Genomic DNA, 21680 nt, shown 5'->3' with positions numbered 1-21680 from the left:
ACCTTTTCCTACCTTGGTGATCACACCTTAGCGATCACGCCGCGGAGGCGGTGACCCGGGGTCCACCGGGACGACATCAGGAGAGAGGTCCAGCTTCCATGCACACTTCTCGTTCGCCCGTCTCACCACCTTCCTCCACCGTCTCACGGCTTTCCTCCGCCGTCGGGCGGCTTTCCTCTCCCGTCGGACGGCCTTCTTCCCTCGTCGGACGGCTGTCTTCCCCCGCCGGACGGCTGTCTTCCCCCGCCGGACCGCCTTCTTCCACCGTCGGACCGCCTTCTTCCGCCGCCGGACCGCCTTCTTCCACCGTCGGACGGCGAGCCGGCCGGCGGGTCCGCCGGGCAGTGGCGGCGGGGCTCGTCGCCGCCGTGGCCGGTGCGGCACTGGCCGGCCCCGCCGCGGCGGTGGCCCGGCCGCCGCGCCCGGCACCCTCGCTCCAGCGGCAGGTGGACGCGGTGTACCGGACCGGCGCCCTGGCGGTGGTGGCGCGGTCCACCGCTCCCGGCTCCGTCCGGTACGCCTCCGCCGGGGTGGCCGACCCGGTGACGGGGCGCCCGGCCCGGCCGCACGACGCGTTCCGTACGGGCAGCACCACCAAGGCATTCGTCGCCACGGTGATGCTCCAGCTGGTGGCCGAGCGCCGGGTGTCGCTCGACGACACGGTGGAGCACTGGCTTCCCGGTGTGGTGTCCGGCCACGGCAATGACGGCGGCCGGATCACCGTCCGGCGGCTGCTTCAGCACACCAGCGGCCTCTACAACTGCACCAAGGACCTGCCGCTGCTCGGTTCGGCGGAGGGGTTCCGCAGGGACCGGTTCCGGCGCTGGGCGCCCGAGCAGCTCGTGGCCCTGGCGACAGCACACGCGCCCGACTTCGCACCGGGCGCCCGGTGGTCCTACTCGAACACCAACTACACCCTGGCCGGGATGATCATCGAGAAGGCCACCGGGCACACCTGGCAGCAGGAGGTCACCCGGCGGATCATCCGCCCGCTGGGGCTGCGGCACACCTACGCCCCGGCCCATGAGCCGGTCCTCCGCGCCCCCGCTCTGCGCGGATACAGCACCTTCGAATCCGGCCCCCTGACCGATGTGACGGAGTTCGACCCCTCGGGCGCGGGTGCGGCCGGTGCGCTGGTCACCGACGCCGACGACCTGACGGCCTTCTTCTCCGCCCTGCTCAGGGGCCGGCTGCTGCCCGCGAGGCAGCTGGCAGAGATGAAGTCGACGGTGCGGGCCGAGGAGCTGGATTCCGCCTGGCCGGGAGCGCGGTACGGGCTGGGCCTGATGTATGTGCCGCTCTCCTGCGGCGGCGGCTACTGGGGCCACGGCGGTGATCTCCCCGGGTACAGCACCCGCAACGGCACCAGCGAGGACGGGCGCCGGGTCGTGGTGGTGGAGACCACCGGCGACGGGACGGAGGAGGATCTGGTGACCGAGCGCGCCAGGAACACTCTGCTGGAACAGCAGCTCTGCGCCACCGCCACTCGCGGGTAGCCGGAGCCCGGCACCGGAGGCCCGGGGTCTGCGGGATGTCGGGCGAGGGCCGGTCCTGCGCCGGAGCCCCGGCGCCGGGCGCCCGGGAGGGCCGGTCGTCACCCGTGGGAGGCGGGCCCCTCGGACGGCTTGGCGGTGTGGTCCGGGTGGTGGCGGGTCCGCCGGGCCTCCTTCAGTTCGGCCTCGTACAGATGGTCGCGGCCGTCCGCCAGCCGGTCGATCAGCTCCTGCTCCAGCTCCGCGAACGGCCGGTAGTAGGTGCGGTTGTACTCCTCCACGATCTGGAAGGTCCAGCGGCCGGGGATGACGTTCCGGCCCTGGATCTCCCGCTCCACCCGGTCCGCCTGCTCCCGGTGGCCCGCCTCCCGCAAGAGAGCCACGGCCCGGTCCAGTTCGAGATCGGCGGTGCCGGTCAGCTGATGAAAGGAGTACAGATGCCCCCGCGCCCGCTCAGTGGTCTCCAGGGCCTTCGACAGCGCCCCGAGCGCCTCCACCGTCGTGTCGCTCGTCCCCGCGGGGCGCCGGTGGGCGGCGTCCGGGCCGGGCCGGCCGGTGTGCTGGTGCTGGTGCTGGTGCTGCTGCTTCTCGACGCTCACCTTGCGCGTATGCCCCTCGGTGGCGCTCGCGCACCAGCAGTCACCCGACCGCCCGTGCCGCCGCCCGGCGGGCCGGCCCCGGGTCCGTCGCGCTCCTCACCTCGCCCGGCGCAGCCGGGGCAGATCGGTGCCCGGGAGCGGCTCCACCGGATCGTCCGGCCGGGCCGGTGTCCACGCCACCCCGTTGGCCAGGACGGACGGCCGGCCGAGATGGTCCGGGCGGCGGCGGGTGAGCCGGACGCTGACGTACTCGTCCTCCTCCGGGAGCGGCAGTCGCAGCCCCGCCGCCGCCTCGCGGCCCCGGCGGTTGCCGGTCAGCACCAGGATCCCTTCCACCTGGAGCGCGGCAGCGGCGGTGCGGACGGACCGGTACACGTTCTGCCGGGGCGCCAGAGCGCGCAGCGCTCCGGTGGGCACCACCTTCGCCCGCACCCGGCGGAAGAGTTCCGCGATCCGCTCCACCGGGTCGGCCGGGGTGAGGACGGCCTCGCGGGTCTCCTGGTCCAGGTGCAGCAGGACGTTCTCCGGGAGCGGCGCCTCCCGGTGCAGCCAGAGCACCGTGTGCCGGTCATGGGGCTGCTGGAGGTCGGGCCCGGAGCCGTCCGTCCCGGTGTCCTGGGGCCGGGCTGTTCCCGACCGCACCCGCACCAGCCCCGCCGACCAGCGGGAGCGCAGGTCGTCGGCGTGGACCAGGAGGCAGAGGGCGCCGTGCCACTCGGACGGAAGCCGCCAGTCCGGACCCGAGGCGGAGAACTGGAAGTGGAGGGGGACCGGGCCCTGGCGGCCGGTGCGCTCCCAGCGCAGGACGGTGGCCGGCGAGCCGTCACCGAAGGGGAACTCCCGCAGCAGCCCCCGCACCACCTCGGCCCCGGCCCGGCGGGTTTCGCCGGCCCCTGGTCCCCGGCGGGCGAACCGGCCGGCGTCCGCCGGGTCGAGGGCCGCGTCGAAACCGTCCCGCAGGATTCCGGCCAGGCGCCTGCCGCCCGGGTCCCGTTCGTTGAAGACCCGGGCCAGCGCGAGGAGTTCCGCGTCATAGGCGGAGAGGTCCAGGCGCGGGGTGAGGACGAGGCAGACCACTTCGCCGGACCTGCTGGTCACCCGGTGCTCGATGAACGACCGCCCGGTCCGCTCCGCCGGCAGACCGTCGAACGCCTCCGGGGAGACGCACAGCGTGGGGTGCTCCGGATAGTTGCCCGACACCCTCCGGAACTCGGCGGACCTCAGCATCGCCCGGGTGTACTCGACGCCCGGCTCGGTGAGCCTCTCGGTGGCGTCCAGGCGGACCGAGCCGGTGTGCACCGCCACCCGCGCTCCCGGCGGCAGCCCCTGGGCCTCCAGCTCGGCGGGCAGCGCCCCGGCCAGCACATCGAACAGAAGATCGAGCGACACTTGCTGCGGCACGAAGAGGAGACAGCAGTCATGCGCCGACCGGGCGTCGAGCTGGTCGCCCGGCACCCCGGCACCACCGGACAGGGCCCGGGTCGCCGCGCCGAGCACCGCCTCCCCGTTCTCCGGGGTGGCCGCCACCGCCACGAGGTGGCAGGGGACGGTGCGCTCCCGCCGCTCCACCCCCAGCCAGGCCACGTCCCGTACCCGGCGGGCGGCCTGGGCGTCCTCGTCGGCGCCGTGCTCCTTGAAGATCTGGAGCGCCTCGGTCGCCGCGTTCGCCGCTTCCTCGGGCCTTTCGCGGCGAAGCTGGACGCGCGCGTACTCGAGCCGGGCGGTGGCCTCGCCATGCCGGTCGTCCACCTGCCGGAACAGCTCCGCGGCCTCCTCGAAGCGGGAGGCGGCCCGGGCCAGGTCACCGCCGCCGAACGCGAGCCGGCCCTCCATCAGGAGGGTCAGCGGGAGCACCGAGGGATCCTGCTCCCGGTCGGTGTCCGCGCTCAGCAGGGCCTCCCGGCTCTCGTCCAGTTCCCCCTGCTCGTACAGCGCCTGCGCCAGGGCGAACAGGGCGCGGGACTCGGGATACGGCTCGGCGACCGCCGTGAGCCGCCGGGCGGCCTGGACGTAGAGCCCCCGGTGGCGCGGCGAGGCCGCCTCGTCCTGGAGCAGCAGCAGAAGCGCGGCGCGGCCGTCCCGTCCCCACCGCGCCCGGTCGTCTCCGTCGTCCGAGGCGGCGAGCGCCAGCGCGTTCTCGACCCAGCCGTCGTCCGGCCACTCCTCCCGGGCCGGGAGGACGCCCAGCCGTTCCGGAAGCGAGGTGCCCGGGTGGCGGCGCGCGTACCGGGTGGCGGCGCCCCTGAGGTAGCTCGCGAGCAGCCGCCCCGCGGCGGCAGGCGCATCGCCGCCTCGCATGGGGTGCGCCCATTCGCGTACCGCGCGCAGCAGACCGGACTCGTGCTCGACCAGCCCTCTGCGGGTGAGGTCGCGCAGCAGTCGCGCGGCCGGCCCGGGGTCCTGGTCGAGCAGGGTCATCGCCTCCACCCGCGAGAAGCGCCCGGTCGGAATCAGTGCCAGCAGGGCCAGCCCCGCCAGGGCCGACGGTTCCAGTCTGTCGAGCCGCGCCGGCAGGAACGTCTCGGCGTGCATCGTCCGGGCGTCCCCCCGGGGCATGCCGTACTCCCGCGACGAGCCGTTCGGGGCCGGCGGGTCCCCGGACGCGATCCAGTCGCTGAGCACCCGCAGGGCCAGCGGCCACCACTGCCTGCCGGCCACGGACTCCCGTACGCTCCGGTCCGCCCGCGAGGGCAGCAGGGCGAGCGCCGCCTCGCCCGGCAGCGGACCGAGCGTGAGCGGGCCGTCGTCCGCGCCCGTGGCGGTGGTGCCGGCACCGGCCGGGGGCCGCCACCGGGAGGTGTGGATCACCGTGGAGTCCTCCGGGATCACCGCCGTCAGGGTGTCCGGTGCCTCGCCCTCGGGCGGGACGTCGTCCAGGACGAGCAGCGTCCGGCGTCCCCGCAGTGCCGTGCCGACCGCCTCGGCCAGTTCCTCGGTCCGGGTCGGGATCTCGCCCGGCGGAGTGCCCAGGTCGCGCAGCAGGGTCCACAGGGCGGCCTCGGCCGGCACCGGGTGGGGCCAGGAGCCGCGCAGATCCAGATACAGCCGCCCGTCCGGGAAGCGGTCGCGCAGCCGGTGCGCGAGATGAAGGGCGAAGGCCGTGCGGCCCGCGCCGGAGCCTCCGTTCCCGGCGGTGATCCAGAGGCGGGAGACGGCACCGGATTCCACCCCGGCGGCCGTCCGGGCGACGGTGTCGTCCGGGTCCGCGAACGGCAGGGGCGCGGGCGGCAGGGTGTCGGGGCCGGCCGTCGTGGGCGGTGTCCCGGCCCCGGGGGCGGCGTCGGGTGGGGCGAGCCCCAGCAGTTCCAGGGTGCGCCGGGAGGCATGGGCGAAGGCGGCCCGCTCGGCGGCGAGTTCCCGTGGGCCGGCCGGGTCGTGGGCGACCGCGGGGAAGCGGGCCGGTCCGTCGCCGCCCGAGGCGACATGCCGGTCCAGGGCGCGGCGCACCTCCCACAGCTCATGGGCGGGCAGTTCCTCCCGGAGCACCGCCTGGGCCTCCGGGGGCAGGACGAGTTCGATCTGGTCCCCGTCGGCCGGTTCCGGCAGGAACACACCGCTGGTCACCACCTCGGCCACCTCGGCGACGGTGGCGTCCGGGACGAGCGCGCGGCGGACCACGTGCAGCAGCCGCAGGCTCAGCCGGTCGAAGGGCGAGCAGAGCACCGCCAGCCGGGCGGCGCGGGAACTCGCGGTGCGCAGAAAGCCCTTGGCGAGCGTGGCGGGCGGCAGCGGGACGGCGGGCGGCCGGTCGTGCCGGGGCAGCCGGCCGGTCGGCGGGACGAGCACGGCGGTGCAGCCCTCGGGGTCGCCACGCATCAGTGCCCGGGACCAGCGGCCCAGGGAGTGCGGGGTCAGGGAGAGGACGGGGACCGGCAGCCAGGCCCGGGAGCCGTCGGGTGCCGTCATCGCCCCGCGCCCGGCGGTGTCGCGGTCCGCCCCGGTCCCGGCCGTGGCGTCGGCCCCGGCGAGGGCGAGGGCGGGCGGTTCGAGCGGGAGGCGGCTGCGGTGGGCGCCCGGGGCGGCGGGGGTGTAGGTGACAGTGGGCAGATTGAGGCCGCCGCGCCGCCAGAGCCTGGTGGGCAGCGGGTTGAGCACGGCCGTGGGGGTGGCACCGGCCCAGTCCCGCAGCTGGTGCCAGACCTCGGGCCGGCGCCAGCCGTCCGCCGCGCAGTCGGAGATCACCAGCACCAGCCGCCGGCCGTCGGCGGAGCGGAGCCGGCTCGGGTCGCGGGGGCGGCCGGCCGCGTCGAAGGACAGCTCGCTGACCTGGAGCGTCCGGAAGGCTCCCAACCGGTCGAGGGTGGCGGTGAGCTCGGTGACCGTCTCCTGCCAGACCCGCATGCCGGGCGAGCGGTCCACCACCAGGGCCAGGTCGAACCACCGCTCGGGCGCGGCGGCGAACACCGGGATCAGCTCGCCGCTGCGGGCATAGCCGTCGACGGTGGCGTCCATGTCCAGTTCGGTGCCCCGCCCCCGGGGCCAGGGCCGCTTCCAGGGGCGCAGCGCACGGGTCAGCTCCAGCCCGCCGGGCAGCACCGCCGCCCGGGGCGCGGCCACGGCATGGCCGCGCATCCGGTGCGAAGCGCCCGCCAGCCGTTCGTGCAGCGGGCGGACGGACGCGGGCGGGTCCCCGGCGCCGGTCACGGCCGGCCGGGGCCGGGTGCCGGCACCGTCCGGCGGCCCGGGAGGCCCGGCCGGAGCGGGGGCCGGTGCGGCGCGCTCCTCCGCACCGGCGGTCTCGTCCCGCTGGGGCACCCCCGGGCCGGGGGCCGGCGGCGGGGGTGGAGCGGGGGTGCTCTCCGCCATCCGGGCGGCCAGCCACAGCGCCTCCGCCAGGCCGGTGCCGTCCAGCCGGGGGACGATCCGGTGGAGGGCGGGGAGCAGCCGGGCGAGCGGGTCAGACACGGGAGAGCTCACGCAGGATCAGGTCCTCGACGGCCGCCCGCCGTTCCTCGGTGGGCGCGTCCTCGCCGGACAGCAGATGGACGGCGTTGAGCAGCTGGTCCACGGCCAGGCTCTCCCCCGCCGTCAGCCGCTCCAGGAACGTCCCGATCAGCCGCCTGGTCTCGTCGGTCCCGGCCGCCTCGGCACCCATATGGGCCCGGACGACCCGGAGCAGGGTCTCCGGGGTCGGCAGCGGCATGGTGAACCGGACGCAGCGGCGCAGGAAGGCGGCCGGGAAGTCCCGCTCGCCGTTGCTGGTCATGACGATGAACGGAAAGGCGGTGCACTGGACCCGGCCGCGCGTCACCTCGTGCGTGCCGTCCCCGCCCCATTCCCGCACGGCGACGTCATCGGCGCCGTACCGGGCGAGTTCGGGGATCTCGAACTCGCCCCGCTCCAGCACGTCGAGCAGATCGCTGGGAAGGTCCAGGTCGCTCTTGTCGATCTCGTCGATCAGCAGCGCGCGGGGACGGTCGGCGGGCAGCAGGGCGGTGCCCAGCGGGCCGAAGCGCAGGAAGGGCGCGATGTCGTCGCTGCCGCCGGAGCCCTCCAGCCGCTGGGCGTGGATACGGCCGAGCGCGTCGTACCGGTAGAGCGCCTCGGCGAGGCCGCTGCGTGAGGTGATGTGCCAGCGCAGCGGGGTGCCGAGGTCCAGTTCGGCGGCGACCTGTTCGATCACCGTGGACTTGCCGGAGCCGGCCTGTCCGGTCACCAGCAGGGGCCGGCGCAGGGCCAGGGCGGCGTTGACCGCCTCGACCAGGCCGGGCGGCGGCACGAACCGCTCGTGCAGCGACCGGCGCGGGAACTCGCGCCAGGGCGGGGCCGGAGGCAGCTCGACCCGGTCCTCGGGGGTGGCGGGCGGGGTGCCGGTGCCGGTGTAGTACGGCTGCCAGGTCATGCGGTGGTCTCTCCTGTGAGCGGTGGGGCGGTGCGGGGTGGCCGGCGCCCTGCGGTGCGGCCCGGACCCGGAGGCCGGTGGCGGCCGGTGAGTGGTGGACACGGTGGCGGAGGGGGACGGGCGGCGGACGGCGGGCACGGTGGCGGGCGGAGGCGGACGGTGGCGGCTGGGGACAGGGGGCGGACGGCGGGCGCGGCGGCGGGCGGACACGGCCCGCCGCCAGGAGAAGGCGGGCGGCCGCCGGCGGGAGGGGCCGGCCGCCACGGGGAGGGGGCGGTGGTCTCACAGCTGCTCCTGCTCGAACCAGGTGCAGAAGTCCAGCCAGTCGTGGCCGTCCCATACGCTGCGCAGCGCGGCCAGGCGGGTGCGTCCGGGAGGTCCGGCGCACTCCGCCGACGGGAGCGGGCCGGCGTCCGGTGTCCGGCGGTGCCAGCTCTCCCGGTAGACCTGGCAGAACTCCAGGGGAAGCAGATGCCAGTGGGCGTCGAGGTAGCCGCGGACCTCGTCGGGCACGGGCAGGTCCTCGTCCGTCCACAGCACGATCGGCGAGGAGGCCAGCAGCGTCTCCATGAGGTCCCGCAGCTGCGGGGGCCGGTGGGCCAGGCCGAGCGCCCGGCTGCGCGGGGCGTTCATCAGCCGGTCGCGCAACTCGCGGACATGGCGGGTGTCCGGCTCCCCGAGCCAGTCGGCGCGGACCGTGTCGGTGCTGCTGTCCATCGCGCGCAGTGCCTTGCGGGCCTTGTCGTTGATCCACCACAGATGGTCGGGCGGCTGGATGCGGTCGCTCCAGCGGAGCACCACATCGTGTTCGGCGCCCAGGCGCATCCCGAAGTCGGTCTCCTCCGGCCGCCACTGGACGAGCAGCGGCGCGGGCGCGGCGATCTCGACCCTGCGCAGGGGGGTCTCCAGCGAGCTCGCGAGCCGGGTGGCCCAGCGCAGCGCGGTGCCGATGCCCTGCTCGACACCGGGCCGGTCCTGGGCGCAGGGGAACTCCTCGCGGTGCCGTACGGTGCCCTCGTCGAGCAGCCAGGCGGCCAGTGACTCCGGCCAGTCGTCACCGACGGCGGCGTGCAGACTGAGGATCAGCCGCAGCCGCAGGTCGCGGTGGTGTTCCCGCTGGCGGGCGAGGGCGTCGTTGAGGTCGATGCCGGCGCCGATCCCGGCCGCCCAGGCGCGCAGCCGCGGTTCGTGCGGGTCCACCCCGGTCTCGCGGGCGAGTCCGGCGACGAACTCCGCCACCGGTGCCAGCCGCCGGCCGCCGGTGCGCGGGGCCCGGAGCAGGACGTACTCCACGGCGTCGCGGAGCAGTTCGCCACCGGTGCTGACGGGCAGCGGGGCGGCGGAGGCCGAGGCGGGGCGTACGGCGCCGAGCGCACGCAGCAGCATCGGTGAGGTGAGGGCGGCGGTGCCGGGCCACGCCGTGAGCAGGTCGGCGGTGCGCACGGCGGCGTCGAGCGCGTCGAACACCCCGCGCGCCCAGTCGCGCTCGGGCGGCGGCAGGGCGGCCAGCGGTGCCCGTAACGCGGCCAGATCGCCCGGGGTGGTGACCGCCCGCGCCAGCTCTGCCCAGGTGGTGCCGGCGGCCGGCGCGCCACCGGCACCGGCACCGGCCCGGCCGCCGGCCTCCGGGAAGACGGCCGCGTCGGGGAGGCCCGCCCCGGGGAGGCCGGGCACGGCCGAGGTGTCGGGGAAGCCCTCCGGGCCGCCGGCCGGGACCGGGACGGCGTGGTCGTCGAGCGGGGCCAGGGCGCGGGCCAGCTCCTCCCGGCCGATCTCTCCGAGGAGCGATCCCGGCGCCGGGAAGGCGTGCCGGACATTGCGCGCCAGCCACAGCCGGGCCGCCGGCCACTGGGCTCCGTCGAAGCCGAGCTGCACGATCGACTGGCCCGGCGCGCCGCCGTCCGCCCGTACCGCCTCGGCCACGGCGGCCGGGGAGAGCGTCTCACCGGCGCCCGCGATGCCGTGCTGGAGCACCCGCGTCACGGTGCGGCTGAAACGGAGTCCGTACGCCTCCTGGTCGGCGCCCGCGCCCATGAGCAGCGACAGCCGTACCTCGCCACGCCGGATGCCGGTGGCGAGGGCGCCGAGGTCGGGCACGGCGCCGGCCGCGTGGCAGGTGTCCACCAGGGCGATCAGCCCGTCGACACCGGCGGTGTCCAGCACCTGTCCCAGCAGCGCCTTGACATCCACGGCGCTGAGCGGGGTCTCCTCCTCCGAGTCGCCGGCCATGAAGTAGAGCCGGCCGCCGGCCGCCATGCCGTGCCCGAGCAGCGCCACGACCAGCAGCGCACCGGCCGACGCCGCCTGCCGCCCGGCCTCCCGGACGGCCCGCTCCACTTCGCTCTGGGTGATCCCGGCCCCGCAGAGCAGCGTCGCGCCGGAGACCCGGTCCTTCTCACAGGCGCCGACCCAGGGGGCGGTGAGGGCGTCGTGCAGGGCGCGGGCCGCCTGCTCCAGTTCGTCGAGGAGCCCGAGCGCCGGGCACTGCGCGCCGATCACCAGGACGTGCCGGGCGCCGCTCATCGCTCCACCGCGCGCGCCAGCGCCTCCATCACCGGGCCCGCCACCCTCCCGTCCGCCAGGTACTTCGCCGCCGGGTGCACCCAGGCACCGTCCGCGTCGACCCGGGTGCTGCGCGGCAGTACGCCGTCGGCATTGGCCCGGACGAACTTCTCCAGCAGCGGCCGGGCGGCCACGATGTCGTCGCGGTCCCAGAAGTTGAGCCAGCGGCCGACGCAGGCGGGGGTGGCGACCGGCTGCGGGCGGACCCGCGGCAGCACGGCCGTACGGATGCCGAGGGGGGAGCCCAGGGTGACGAGGAGCGGCACCGGGCCGGAGTGCCGGTGGAGCGCCTCCAGGGCGACGACCGTGCCCAGCGAGTGGGCCACCACCACGGTGGGCCCCTCGGTGTCCAGGCAGTCGGCCACCCGGGCGCGGATCCGGGCGTCGAGGGTGTGGCCCCGCTCGTCGGGCTCCCGGCGGTTCAGATAGCGGGCCACCTGGCCGAGCGTCCCGGCCGTCGTCCGGGCGCTGGTCCAGCCGCCCAGCGCCCGGAACCCGGGCACCGCGAGCAGGCTGGTCACGGCGTTGACCGCGCGGCGCCCCGGCGCGCCGATGCCCTGGCCCGGGCGGTCGGGCGCGAGCTGGGCACGGGCGCTCCGCAGGGCTCTCAGCTCCTCCGGCGGCAGGGAGGCGTCGGCCAGCCGCTCGTCGACCGCCTCCAGCAGCAGTGCGACGAGGACCGCCTCGTCCTCTTCGTCCCGCCCGTCGGCCGTGTCCCCGGCGCCCTGGGCACCGCGCCTCCGGAAGAGGTCGCCGTAGGCGGCGAACCGGACATCGGCCCCCCAGCCGCCGGTCAGTCCGCTGATGGCCGCCGCGTGCCCGGCGTCACGCGCCGCGCCGGCCAGCGCACGCGTCCACTCGGCGCCCTCGGCGGCGGCGTCCCGGGCGCCGCCGATGCCGTGCACAAACACCAGACGAGGTGTCATCCCGTCCCCCGTTCTTCCCCGTTCACTTCGCTGTGCCCTGCGATCCTCACGTCTCCGGGAAGTGTCGGGCAACCCCTGTGGACAACCCACCGTGACTGCACCGCGCCGGAGTTCAGTACAGATGCACACACACGTCAGACCATCATTCGACATGATTTCCGAGCTGTGGCCGGGCCGCGGTCGCGCTCCGGTCATCCTTGGGCCAAGGCTGGGACGGCCGCGACGGAACGGTCTACTCTGAGGCCGGTCGACGGTGCGGCCGGGCGGGCGTGCCTCCCGCCGGCTGCTGATGGCGGCCACTGCCGGCGGCGGATCACGGTGGTGCCCGGCACCGCGCGCCGGGCTCCGGCCGGCCGGAGCAGCCTCGCTGGAGGAGCGATGAACCGAGCAGCGCACGCGGACGTCCCGCTGGATCGCGAGGTGTTCATGCGGACCCTGGTCCGGGAGCTCGCCACCTCGCCGGAGACCGTGGTCGGTCTGGAGGAGGCGCCCGGTTACCTCAGCCTGGTCGGCCAGTCGGTGGGCAGTCAGATCAACGACACATGTCCCCGGGCCCTCTCCGTCCGGCGGCTGACCAGGGAACAGGTCGCGGACGTCCTGGTCGATCTCACACAGCGCGCCAGGGGAGACTTCCACCTCGTCAGCCAGGACGACGAGAGGATCGTCCTGGGCAGCCGGAGCTGCCCGTTCGCCGAGAAGGTGCTCGGCCGCGAGTCGAGGTGCACGATGACGTCGAACACCTTCGGCACCATCGCCGCGCAGAACCCCGGCTGCGCGCGGGTGGAGCTGCGGGAGACCATCGCGCGGGGTCATGAGCGCTGCCGGGTCACCGCCCATCTCCGGCCGTACGCCGACCTGGACGCAGAACCGTCGCGGGAGTACTTCGGTGACGCCGCCACCACCCGGCCCGGTCCGGCGGGCCCCGGCGTGTGACCGTGGACCTGGCGGTATTCCACGCCGTCGCCCGGCTGCTGCCCCAGCCCCTGCTGCTGTGCACGCCCCGGGGCCGTGTGCTGGCGGCCAACGCGGCGGCCACCCGGGCGGCGGACGCGCTCCGGGCCGGTGCCGACCTGCCGGAGATCTCGGGGGCGCCGGAGGCGCTCCGGGCCCAGCTGGCCACCTGGCTGCGGAGCGGCAGCGCGCTGCCGGGCTCCCTTTCGGTGCCGCTCGCGGACGGCTCGGCGGTGCGGTTCCGCTGCCACGGCGCCCGGGCGGTCTGGTGGACCGGCCCCGAACCCCTGGTGCAGCTTCATCTCTCCCGGCTCGACCTGGGCGACCGCTTTGTCGCGCTCAGCCGGCAAGTGCGCCTCCTGGACCGGCAGATGGCCTACCGCCGGACGGTGGAGGAGCAGCGGGAGCGGCTGCTGGCCACCGAGAAGGCGGCCCGGGAACGGCTGCAGCGGCTGTACCGGCTGACCGCCTCGCTCGCGGTCAGCGCCACGCTCTCCGACGTGTGCGACGCGGTGCACAAGTCGGCCCCGCAGGCGCTGGACGCCACGGCGGTCTCACTGGAGCTGCACTCCAAGCGCATCGTGCCGTCCCTCGGGCCGACCGACGCGCTCGCCTCGGCGGGCACCACCTGGACCGACCTGGACGCGCCGGGCGCCCGGACCTGGCTCACCCCCGCACACCACGCCGGGGACCGGCCCGCCCCGGCGGCCGGCACCGACGGCGGGGCCGCCCGCCCGGCGGCGGACACCGGCGACGGCGACCGCCACGGGGAGGTCGTCCGCCGGGTGCCGCTGGAGGCGGAGGGGCTGACCCTCGGCCATCTCACCGTGCGGTGCGCCCCGGGCGTCCGGCCGGACGACGAGCACATCAGGGCCGTGGCGCAGCAGATCGCCCAGGCGGTGCGCCGGGCCGGTCTCTTCGAGCACGAACACCGGCTGGCGGAACGGCTCCAGCGGAGTCTGCTGCCCAGCCTTCCCGAGGTGGACGGGGTGGAGATCGCCAGCGCGTACGCGCCCGGCACCCATATGGTCAACGTGGGCGGCGACTGGTACGACGTCCATGTGCTCGACGCGGACACCATCGGCCTGACCATCGGGGACGTGGCCGGCCACGGTGTCGCCGAGGCCACGGCCATGGCCCAGATCAGCACCGCGCTGCGCAGCATCGCCCGGCGGTGCGGGCGCCGGCCGGCCGCCGTCCTGGAGGAGGTCAACGACTTCCTCAACGCCTATCACGAGGGCCTCATGGCGACGGCCTGCTACGCCATGTACAGCAGGCGCACCGGGATCCTGCGGTACGCCCGGGCCGGGCACCCGCCGCCCCTGCTGATCGGCGCGGACGGCGGCAGCCGCTATCTGTCCGGCGCGCTCGCCCCGCCGCTGGGCCCCGTGCCGTTCACCGGATACGCCGAGGAGGAGGTGCCGGTCTCGGACGGCGACACCCTGGTTCTGTACACCGACGGTCTCATCGAGCGGCGCGGCGAGGCCATGGACACCGGGCTGGCCCGGCTGGTGCAGCTCGGCCGCAGCACGGTCGGCCTCGGCGCCCGGGAGACCTGCGCGCTCTTTCTGCACCAGCAGCCCGACACCGAACTGCCGGACGACTGCGCCCTGCTGGTGGCGCGCTTCTCGGTGGAGGACGGCGACGACCCCGGAGCCGGCGGGACCACGGACGCCCCGGGAGGCCGGCAGGACCGGCCGCCCCGGCGCCACCGGCCGGGGAAGTGAACCGGCGGCCGGCCCCGCGGGATCAGCCGGCGTCCACGACCGAGGCGAAGTGCCGCAGCGCGCTGCCCGGGGCGTCGGGCGAGATGGCGGCGGCGAGCCCGGCCTCGGTCAGGGCCGCCGCCCCGGCGGCGCGGGGCCACATCGCGTCCTCGTAGCCGCGCACCGCCTCGGTCAGGTCGCCGGAACCGGCTATGGACAGGCCCAGTTCGGCGGCGTCCAGCATGGCCATATTGGCGCCGAGCCCCGCGAACGGGGTCATCAGGTGCGCCGCGTCACCGAGCAGGGTGACCCCGGGCCGGTGCTGCCAGCGGTGCCCGGCGGGCAGGGCGTACAGCACGCGGTGGATGAGCTCGGCGCTGTGCTCCAGCGGGGCGAGCAGCACCGGGTTCCAGCCGTCGAAGTGCTTCCGGAGCGTCTCGGCGCGGTGCTCGGCGGGGCCCTCGGCGGGGCCGGGGAGCCACTCCTCGGGGAGGCGCAGCACGTAGTACGTACGGATGGTGCCGTCCCCATTGTGCTGCGCCATGATGCCCCGGTCGTCCTCGAAGGCGTACAGGCTGCCGGGGCCGACGAGTCCGGCCAGGGCGGCGTGGTCGCGGGCGGCGCCGGGGGTCCTGGCCTCCACGAAGTGCACCCCGGAGAAGACCGGTGCCTGATCGGTCAGCAGCGCCCGGACTCGGGACCAGGCGCCGTCCGCGCCGACCACCAGGTCGAAGGTCTCGGTCGTGCCGTCCGCGAAGACCAGCCGGTGCGCGGCGCCCCCGGCGGGTACGGCCGAGACCACGGCGCGGCCCCACCGCACGGTGTCCGGCCGCAGCGAGGCGAGCAGAAGCCTCCGCAGATCCGCCCGGTCCACCTCGGGCCTGGCCGGCTGCCCGGGCTCCGGCAGGTGCGCGACCAGGGCGGCGCCGTCGGCCCCGGCGATTCTCGCCTCCTCGCCCTCGGGCCGGGCGAGAGCGAGGAATTCGTCCAGCAGTCCGGCGGTGCGCAGTGCCGACTGCCCGGATTCCTCGTGCAGATCGAGCATGCCGCCCTGCTGCCGGGCGACGGGCGAGGCGTCCCGCTCGAAGACGGTGACGGGGATGCCACGGGTCTCCAGCACCCGGGCGAGGGTGAGCCCGCCCGGCCCGCCGCCGACGACGGCGATCCGGGGCGCGCGCGACCCGGCGGCGCCGGGGGCGGTCCCGGTGGCAGGAGTCGGGTCGGGGGTGTGAGCAGCGGCCATGAGGTGTCTCCCGAGTGAGGGCCGACCGTCGGGCGCGTACGCCGGACGGACCGGGAAGGCGGCGAGAAGGACAAGGGACGAGCCCACGAGCCCGCAGGCACCCGCACGCACGAGGTCGCACGCCCCCGCGCCCACCGGCACAAGAGCCGACGAGCACACAGACACACGGACACACAGGCATACGAACGCACGGACGCACGGCGCGCAGGCACACAGAAGCTCGATCCGGCGACTTGGTCACTGACCAAGTTCCTGGTGAACAGTAGACTAGGTCAGTGACCAAGAAGCAAGCGGGAATTCCCGCCAGGGCGGGTGTGTCGGTCGAGGCCGTGGTGCGTGCCGCGCTCGGCGCACTGGACGAGGGCGGTCTGGAGGCCGTCTCCATGCGATCCATCGCGGACCGGCTGGACGTACGGATGAACACCGTGCTGTGGCACACCAAGTCGAAGGCGCGGCTGCACGAGCTGATGGCGGACGCCATCCTGGCCGAAATGGACTCCGGCGAGCTGCCGGACGCCTGGGACGACCGGGTGCGGGAGGTGGCGCACCGGGCCCGGCGGGCGATGCTGGCCCACCGGGACGGGGCACGCCTGGTCACCGGCACCTATGCCGCCGAGCCCGCCACCCTGCGCTTCGCCGACCAGTTGGTCCAGGCGCTGCTCGACGGCGGAGTGCCGGAGCGCGAGGCGGCCTGGGCGTGCTGGACGTTCGTGTACTTCCTCCTGGGCCTGGTGCAGGAGGAGCAGGCGTTCCACGAGCAGGCCGGGAGGCTCGACCCGGAGCTGCCGGTGGCGGCGTACCCGGCGCTGACCCGGGTCGTGGAGCATCTGACAGCGGACGCGGCCGGGTACGAGGAGCGCTTCGACTTCGGCCTGTCCCTGCTGCTCGACTCTTTGCGCGCCCGGGCGGGAGAGGGCCGGGCGCACTGAGGTCACCGGCGCCGGAACGGACCCGGGTCCGGGCGCCGTCGGGCGTCCGGACCCGGGCCGGGCGGGCCCACCCCAGGGGGCCCACCCGAAGGAGGGTCAGCCCAGCCGGGAGGTGACGCGCTCCAGCGGGACCAGCTTGAAGTTCTGGTTGCCGCTGCTGCCCGGCGCCGAGTTGCTGCCGTCCTGGCAGATGAACACACCGCGCGGGAAGGCGCTGCCCAGGGCGGTGGCGGTGGCGTCGATGCCGTCGGTGTCCTCGCAGTCGTCCGCCCGGTCGCCGTCCGCCACCGCGAACCGGCCGAGGTAGCCGCCGGTGCGGCGGTCGTAGGCGGTGAAGTCGTTGCTGCCCTGGGACGACACGAAGAGCCGGTCGCCCGCCGCCGTGATGCCCTCGGTGTCGGCGGTGATGTGACCGGCGGAGCCCACCGAGTCCAGCTTGGTCCGGGCGGTGCCGGCGGAGGGCTCCGCCCCGTACACCCAGACGCCCACGTCCTCCTCGCCGAGGTAGAGCTTTCCGGTGGTCTCGTCGGCGTAGCAGCCCTCCACCGCGGAGCCCGCGTCGAAGAGCCGCACGGAGGTGGCGGCGACGGTGTCCCCGGTGACCTTGAGCTCCCACTGCTCCACCCGGCCGGAGGTGGAGTTGGGGTATGCGTACAGCTTGCCGGAGGAGGGCGAGGTGTAGAGGCAGATGCCGTGCGCGGTGACCTCGGTGGGGATGTCCTTGAGGTGGGTGAGCTTCCGGGTCGCCGGGTCGATCCGGTAGACGTGCATGGCGCCGTCGCCGCCGGCCGCCTCGTCGTCGGCCGAGACGACGATGTTCCCGCGCAGATCGACGTTGTTGCCGTAGTCCCCGCTGACGCGCTGGATCCGGGCCCCGGAGAGGTCGTACACCTCCAGGGCACCCTTCTTGTCGGTGCCGACCACCACGGACCTGGCCGGATCGGACGGGTGCACCCAGATCGCCGGGTCGTCGGCGGCGTCACCGCTGTGGGAGACGGGCGCGGTCTCCACCGTGGCGGTCACCGAGAACCCGGGAGCGGCGGCCTGCGCGGGCACGACGGCCTGCGCCAGCAGCACGGTCGCGGTGGCCGCCGCGAGGGCGACGGCACGGGTGGCGGGAGCGAGGGACACGTGACTCCTCCTTCAAGGAGCGCCCTCGGACCCGAGGGCGCGGCGCGCACGACCGTAGGGGCGGCGCGGGAGCGGACCGTGAACAGCACATGAACTGCCCGCCGGCGGGCCGGGGAACACCCGCCGGGCCGACTCCGCCCGATTCCCGGCCGGGCGGGACCCCGGGGCAGGGTGCGGTGAACGCGGGGGCGACCCGGTCCCGGCCGGGGGGGAGTCTCGCGGAACAGGGCGGTGAACGCCGGGGCGGGGGCGGCCGTATGGGAGACCGGACCCCGGCCCGTGGACCGCCCGGCGCCGGGGGTCACCCGGCCCGTGGACCGCCCGGTCCTCCTGGGCCGTACCCGTCCCAGGGAGGAACCGCCGTGCGCTGCCCGTCACATCCCGGTACGACCATCGCCCTCACCCTTCTCACCGGGCGCGGTACGCCCGCCGGGCGGGTGGCCTGAGAACGGTCCGGCGCACCCCCATGGACGACAGGCAACTGCTGCGCCGGGCCTTCGCCTGGCTGCCCCGGCGGAGCCGGGCACTGCTGTGGCTCACCGAGGTCGAGCGGGAGGAGCTCGCCGCCGTCGCCGCCCGGACCGGGGTCAGCCCCGAGGTGGCCCGGGCCGAGCTGATACGGGACCGGGGGCGGCTGCGCGCGGCCTGCCGGCAGAGCCACCGCGATCTGGCCCCGGACGACATCTGCCGCCGGTACAGCGGTCTCATCGAGGCGGTCACCCGCCGGCCGGGCGCCGTGGTGCCGGTCGACCTGGAGGAGCACCTGGCGGGCTGCGCCTACTGCCGGGCGGCGGCCGAGCAGCTCGACCACTCGGCGGGGCGCCTGGCGGTGCTGCTCGCCGAGGCGGTGGCCGGCCCCGGGGCGGCCGGGCGGCCCGGACCGGGCCCGGCTGCCGGTCGGTCCCGGGAGGCGGCCGGCCCCAAGGCGGCCGAGCGGGCCGAGCCGAGCACCGGACGGCCCCGGGAGCCGACCGGTCCGCCGGACGTGGCCGCCGGGGCGCCACCGGAGGCGCACCACCCGGCGGCCCGCGCCCTCGGAGCGTACGGCTCCGGGGTGTACGGCTCCGGGCGCCGTGGCTCGGCGTCGGTCGCCGCCGGACCGGCAGGTGCGGAGCCTCACGACCCCGGACGGTACGGCTCCGGTCCCGCCGGGAGCGCGGGGGGCGGGGCGGACGCGGCCCGCGACTCCGGGACGTACGCAGGCGTCCCGGCGCCTCCGCCGCCCCCGTACCCACCGCGCACGGCGGGACGTGCGTATGGGTCCCGCCGGGTGGTGTCCTTCCGGGGCCCGGCGGCATGGCGGCTCGGCCGCCGGCGGGCCGGCGGGCCTGCGCCTCTCGAACCCTTCGTGGCCCCCGGAAGCCCCGGGGCTCCCGGGTCGCGCAGGCGTCCCGGGGTGCTCGTGGGGGCCGGGCTGCTCGCCGTGGCGGCCCTGGTCCTCCTGCTGCGCCTGGCGTTCGGGGCTCCGGACGGGACGGCGCTCCCCCGCCCGGAGCCGGTTCCCTCCCGGCCGGGCGCCTCGCTCATTCCCTCCGCCCCGCGCGCGATGTCGCCCGGCACCGGCGGCGGGGCGCCCCGGGGGATGCTGATCCGCTTCCGGAACCCGGCCACCGGACTCTGCCTCTCCGTCCCGGTGCCCGCCACCCCGACGGCCCCGGTGACCGTACGGCGCTGCTCGGCGGGGGCGGACCAGGTCTGGGGGCTGGACGGGGCCCGCCGGCTGCACCCGAGAAAGGTGAACGGACTCTGTCTCGGCCATCACCCGACCGCCTACCGGCTGCGGCTCGCCCCGTGCGGGACGGCGACCCCGTCGTTCCGGCTGGACCCGGACGGAAGGTTCACCCCGCGCGGGCTGCCGGCGCTGGCCGTCACCCTCACCGATCCGGTGCCGGGCACCCCGCTGGAGCTCCGGGCGACAGGGCCCGGTCCCGCCGGCCCGGGTCAGCGCTGGCAGGCCACCGCGACCCCGGCGCCGACCGGGGCCCGCCCGGCCGGGGGCTCAGCTCCATCCGGGTGACCACGACGGTAAGCTACTGTTCAGTAGCACCGTACTGTCGGCACCCGTCCCGGCCCTGAGGAGCCCGATGCAACTCGCGGCGATCATTGTCTCGCTGACGCTGACCGTGGTCGGCGTCGCGCTCATCGCACGAGCGGTGGCGCAGATCTACCGGTTCGTGCGGCTAGGCCAGCCGGTGCCGGCCGGCAGCCGTACCGACGCTCCCAAGCGGCGCACCCTGACCCTGATCCGGGAGTTCCTGGGCCACAGCCGGATGAACCGGTGGGGGCTGGTGGGCGTCGCCCACTGGTTCGTGGCGATCGGCTTCCTCACCCTGCCGCCGACGCTGGCCCAGGCGTACGGCCAGCTCTTCCGGGCGGACTGGACCCTGCCGGTGCTGGGCGGGTTCCTGCCGTTCGAGATGTACATCGAGTTCATCGGCCTGATGACCGTGGTCGGCATCCTGGCTCTGATGGCGATCCGGCTGCTGAACCTGCCCTCCCGGGCGGGCCGGAAGTCACGGTTCGCCGGTTCCACGGCCTGGCAGGCGTACTTCGTGGAGTACGTCATCCTCACCATCGGCCTGGCCATTCTCGCGCTGCGCGGCCTGGAGGGGGCCATCCACCACGTGGCGGGGTACGAGGCGGCGTACTTCGTCTCGTACCCACTGGTCCTGGCCTTCAAGGGGCTCTCCCTCGGCACCCTCCAGACGCTGATCTATCTGGCCGCCGGGATCAAGATCAGCACCTCGCTGATCTGGATGATCACGGTGTCGCTGAACATCGACATGGGGGTGGCCTGGCACCGGTTCCTGGCCTTCCCCAACATCTGGTTCAAGCGCAACGCCGACGGCACCACCGCGCTCGGCGCCCTGCAACCCATGACCTCCCACGGCACCCCCATCGACTTCGAGGACCCCGGCGAGGACGACGTCTACGGCGTCTCCCAGATCGAGCACTTCTCCTGGAAGGGCATCCTCGACTTCTCCACCTGCACCGAATGCGGACGCTGCCAGTCCCAGTGCCCCGCCTGGAACACCGGCAAGCCCCTCTCCCCCAAACTCCTCATCATGTCGCTGCGCGACCACGCCCACGCCAAAGCCCCCTACCTCCAAGCCGGCGGCGGCAAAACCATGGAGGGCGAGGAGAAAGCCACCCCGGAACAGCTCGCCGACATCCCCGCACCCGCCCTGACCGAGGCCGAACGCCCCCTGATCGGCACCCTCGAAGAAGCCGGCGTCATCGACCCCGACGTCCTGTGGTCCTGCACCACCTGCGGCGCCTGCGTCGAACAATGCCCCGTCGACATCGAACACATCGACCACATCGTCGACATGCGCCGCTACCAGGTCATGATCGAATCCGCCTTCCCCTCCGAGGCCGGCACCATGCTGAAAAACCTCGAGAAGAAGGGCAACCCCTGGGGCCTGGCCAAAAAACAACGCCTCGAATGGACCAAGGAAGTCGACTTCGACATCCCCGTCGTCGGCCGCGACCTCGACGACCTCACCGACATCGACTACCTCTACTGGGTCGGCTGCGCCGGCGCCCTCGAAGACCGCGCCAAGAAAACCACCAAAGCCTTCGCCGAACTCCTCAACATCGCCGGCGTCCGCTTCGCCATCATGGGCGGCGACGAGAAATGCACCGGCGACTCAGCCCGCCGCCTGGGCAACGAACCCCTCTTCCAGCAACTCGGCCAGGAAAACGTCGCCATGCTCAACCTCGCCTTCGGCGAGGACGACGACGACCCCACCACCCGCAAACCCCCCGCCACCAAAAAGATCGTCGCCACCTGCCCCCACTGCTTCAACACCCTCGCCAACGAATACCCCCAACTCGGCGGCACCTACGACGTCATCCACCACACCCAACTCCTCCAACACCTCATCGACGAAGGCCGCCTCACCCCCCTCACCCCCGTCGACGGCCTCATCACCTACCACGACCCCTGCTACCTCGGCCGCCACAACACCGTCTACACCCCACCCCGCGAGATCATGACCGCCGTCCCCGGACTGCGCCAGCAGGAAATGCACCGCCACAAAGAACGCGGCTTCTGCTGCGGCGCCGGCGGCGCCCGCATGTGGATGGAAGAACGCATCGGCAAACGCATCAACACCGAACGCGTCGACGAAGCCCTCTCCCTCAACCCCGACATCATCTCCACCGCCTGCCCCTTCTGCCTCGTCATGCTCACCGACTCCCTCAACGGCAAGAAGAACGACGGCAAAGCCCCCGACACCCTCCACGTCGTCGACGTCGCCCAACTCCTCCTCCAATCCGTCACACCCCCCACCCCG

13 protein-coding genes are annotated in these 21680 nt (G+C 75.0%); 6 read left to right on the top strand and 7 right to left on the bottom strand.

The genetic code is table 11. From position 1 onward, the window contains the following. The first annotated feature begins 368 nt into the window (after positions 1 to 368). On the top strand, positions 369 to 1496 hold the full coding sequence (locus tag NX801_RS28400; protein ID WP_258790814.1) for a serine hydrolase domain-containing protein: 1128 nt from the start codon (positions 369 to 371) through the stop codon (positions 1494 to 1496). A 98-nt stretch (positions 1497 to 1594) separates the two neighbouring features. Here the strand turns inward: NX801_RS28400 and NX801_RS28395 are convergent, their stop codons facing one another. From NX801_RS28395 to NX801_RS28375, 5 genes are all read right to left on the bottom strand, one after another. After that, complete coding sequence (locus NX801_RS28395; RefSeq protein WP_258790813.1) at positions 1595 to 2092, bottom strand: hypothetical protein; 498 nt, start codon at positions 2090 to 2092, stop codon at positions 1595 to 1597. A 96-nt stretch (positions 2093 to 2188) separates the two neighbouring features. Next, complete coding sequence (locus NX801_RS28390; RefSeq protein WP_258790812.1) at positions 2189 to 6997, bottom strand: NaeI family type II restriction endonuclease; 4809 nt, start codon at positions 6995 to 6997, stop codon at positions 2189 to 2191. Next, positions 6990 to 7934, bottom strand: a complete 945-nt coding sequence (locus tag NX801_RS28385) for an AAA family ATPase (protein ID WP_258790811.1) — start codon at positions 7932 to 7934, stop codon at positions 6990 to 6992. The genes NX801_RS28390 and NX801_RS28385 overlap by 8 nt, the downstream gene beginning before the upstream one ends. Positions 7935 to 8216: 282 nt before the next feature. Continuing rightward, on the bottom strand, positions 8217 to 10457 hold the full coding sequence (locus tag NX801_RS28380; protein WP_258790810.1) for a vWA-MoxR associated conflict system protein: 2241 nt from the start codon (positions 10455 to 10457) through the stop codon (positions 8217 to 8219). Next, positions 10454 to 11422, bottom strand: coding sequence for an alpha/beta fold hydrolase (locus tag NX801_RS28375; RefSeq protein ID WP_258790809.1), 969 nt, complete (start codon positions 11420 to 11422; stop codon positions 10454 to 10456). The genes NX801_RS28380 and NX801_RS28375 overlap by 4 nt, the downstream gene beginning before the upstream one ends. Positions 11423 to 11800: 378 nt before the next feature. Between NX801_RS28375 and NX801_RS28370 the strand changes: the two genes are divergently transcribed. Beyond that, a complete protein-coding gene (locus tag NX801_RS28370; protein WP_258790808.1) occupies positions 11801 to 12355 on the top strand; it encodes a methanogen output domain 1-containing protein in 555 nt (184 codons plus the stop codon). Between the two features lie 2 nt (positions 12356 to 12357). Then, positions 12358 to 14100: a PP2C family protein-serine/threonine phosphatase gene (locus NX801_RS28365; RefSeq protein ID WP_258790807.1), complete on the top strand. Its 1743-nt coding sequence runs from the start codon at positions 12358 to 12360 to the stop codon at positions 14098 to 14100. Between the two features lie 22 nt (positions 14101 to 14122). Here the strand turns inward: NX801_RS28365 and NX801_RS28360 are convergent, their stop codons facing one another. Beyond that, positions 14123 to 15322, bottom strand: coding sequence for an FAD-dependent oxidoreductase (locus NX801_RS28360; RefSeq protein WP_258790806.1), 1200 nt, complete (start codon positions 15320 to 15322; stop codon positions 14123 to 14125). 275 nt (positions 15323 to 15597) lie between these two features. On the opposite strand from NX801_RS28360, the gene NX801_RS28355 reads away from it, so the two are divergent. Continuing rightward, positions 15598 to 16251 (top strand): TetR/AcrR family transcriptional regulator C-terminal domain-containing protein, encoded by a 654-nt coding sequence (locus NX801_RS28355; protein ID WP_258790805.1) that lies wholly within the window; start codon positions 15598 to 15600, stop codon positions 16249 to 16251. Positions 16252 to 16347: 96 nt separating this feature from the next. On the opposite strand, the gene NX801_RS28350 is transcribed toward NX801_RS28355, so the two are convergent. Further along, positions 16348 to 17382 carry a phytase gene (locus NX801_RS28350; RefSeq protein WP_258790804.1) on the bottom strand — a complete coding sequence of 345 codons (1035 nt, stop codon included), beginning with the start codon at positions 17380 to 17382 and terminating at the stop codon, positions 16348 to 16350. 466 nt (positions 17383 to 17848) lie between these two features. Between NX801_RS28350 and NX801_RS28345 the strand changes: the two genes are divergently transcribed. Continuing rightward, complete coding sequence (locus NX801_RS28345; RefSeq protein WP_258790803.1) at positions 17849 to 19399, top strand: ricin-type beta-trefoil lectin domain protein; 1551 nt, start codon at positions 17849 to 17851, stop codon at positions 19397 to 19399. 67 nt (positions 19400 to 19466) lie between these two features. After that, positions 19467 to 21680: (Fe-S)-binding protein (locus NX801_RS28340; RefSeq protein ID WP_258790802.1), on the top strand; the 2214-nt coding region annotated here is incomplete at its 3' end.

Source organism: Streptomyces pyxinae (assembly GCF_024756275.1).
GTDB classification, from domain to species: domain Bacteria; phylum Actinomycetota; class Actinomycetes; order Streptomycetales; family Streptomycetaceae; genus Streptomyces; species Streptomyces pyxinae.
The sequence above is the reverse complement of the archived record's forward strand: the minus strand, read 5'-3'. Positions and strand labels throughout refer to the sequence as shown.

Excerpts from the sequence above, each read along its gene's own strand:
- NX801_RS28370 (WP_258790808.1), top strand. The coding sequence starts at position 11,801 with ATGAACCGAGCAGCGCACGCGGACGTCCCGCTGGATCGCGAGGTGTTC.
- NX801_RS28360 (WP_258790806.1), bottom strand. The coding sequence starts at position 15,322 with ATGGCCGCTGCTCACACCCCCGACCCGACTCCTGCCACCGGGACCGCC.
- NX801_RS28345 (WP_258790803.1), top strand. The coding sequence starts at position 17,849 with ATGGACGACAGGCAACTGCTGCGCCGGGCCTTCGCCTGGCTGCCCCGG.
- NX801_RS28380 (WP_258790810.1), bottom strand. The coding sequence starts at position 10,457 with ATGAGCGGCGCCCGGCACGTCCTGGTGATCGGCGCGCAGTGCCCGGCG.
- NX801_RS28385 (WP_258790811.1), bottom strand. The coding sequence starts at position 7,934 with ATGACCTGGCAGCCGTACTACACCGGCACCGGCACCCCGCCCGCCACC.
- NX801_RS28375 (WP_258790809.1), bottom strand. The coding sequence starts at position 11,422 with ATGACACCTCGTCTGGTGTTTGTGCACGGCATCGGCGGCGCCCGGGAC.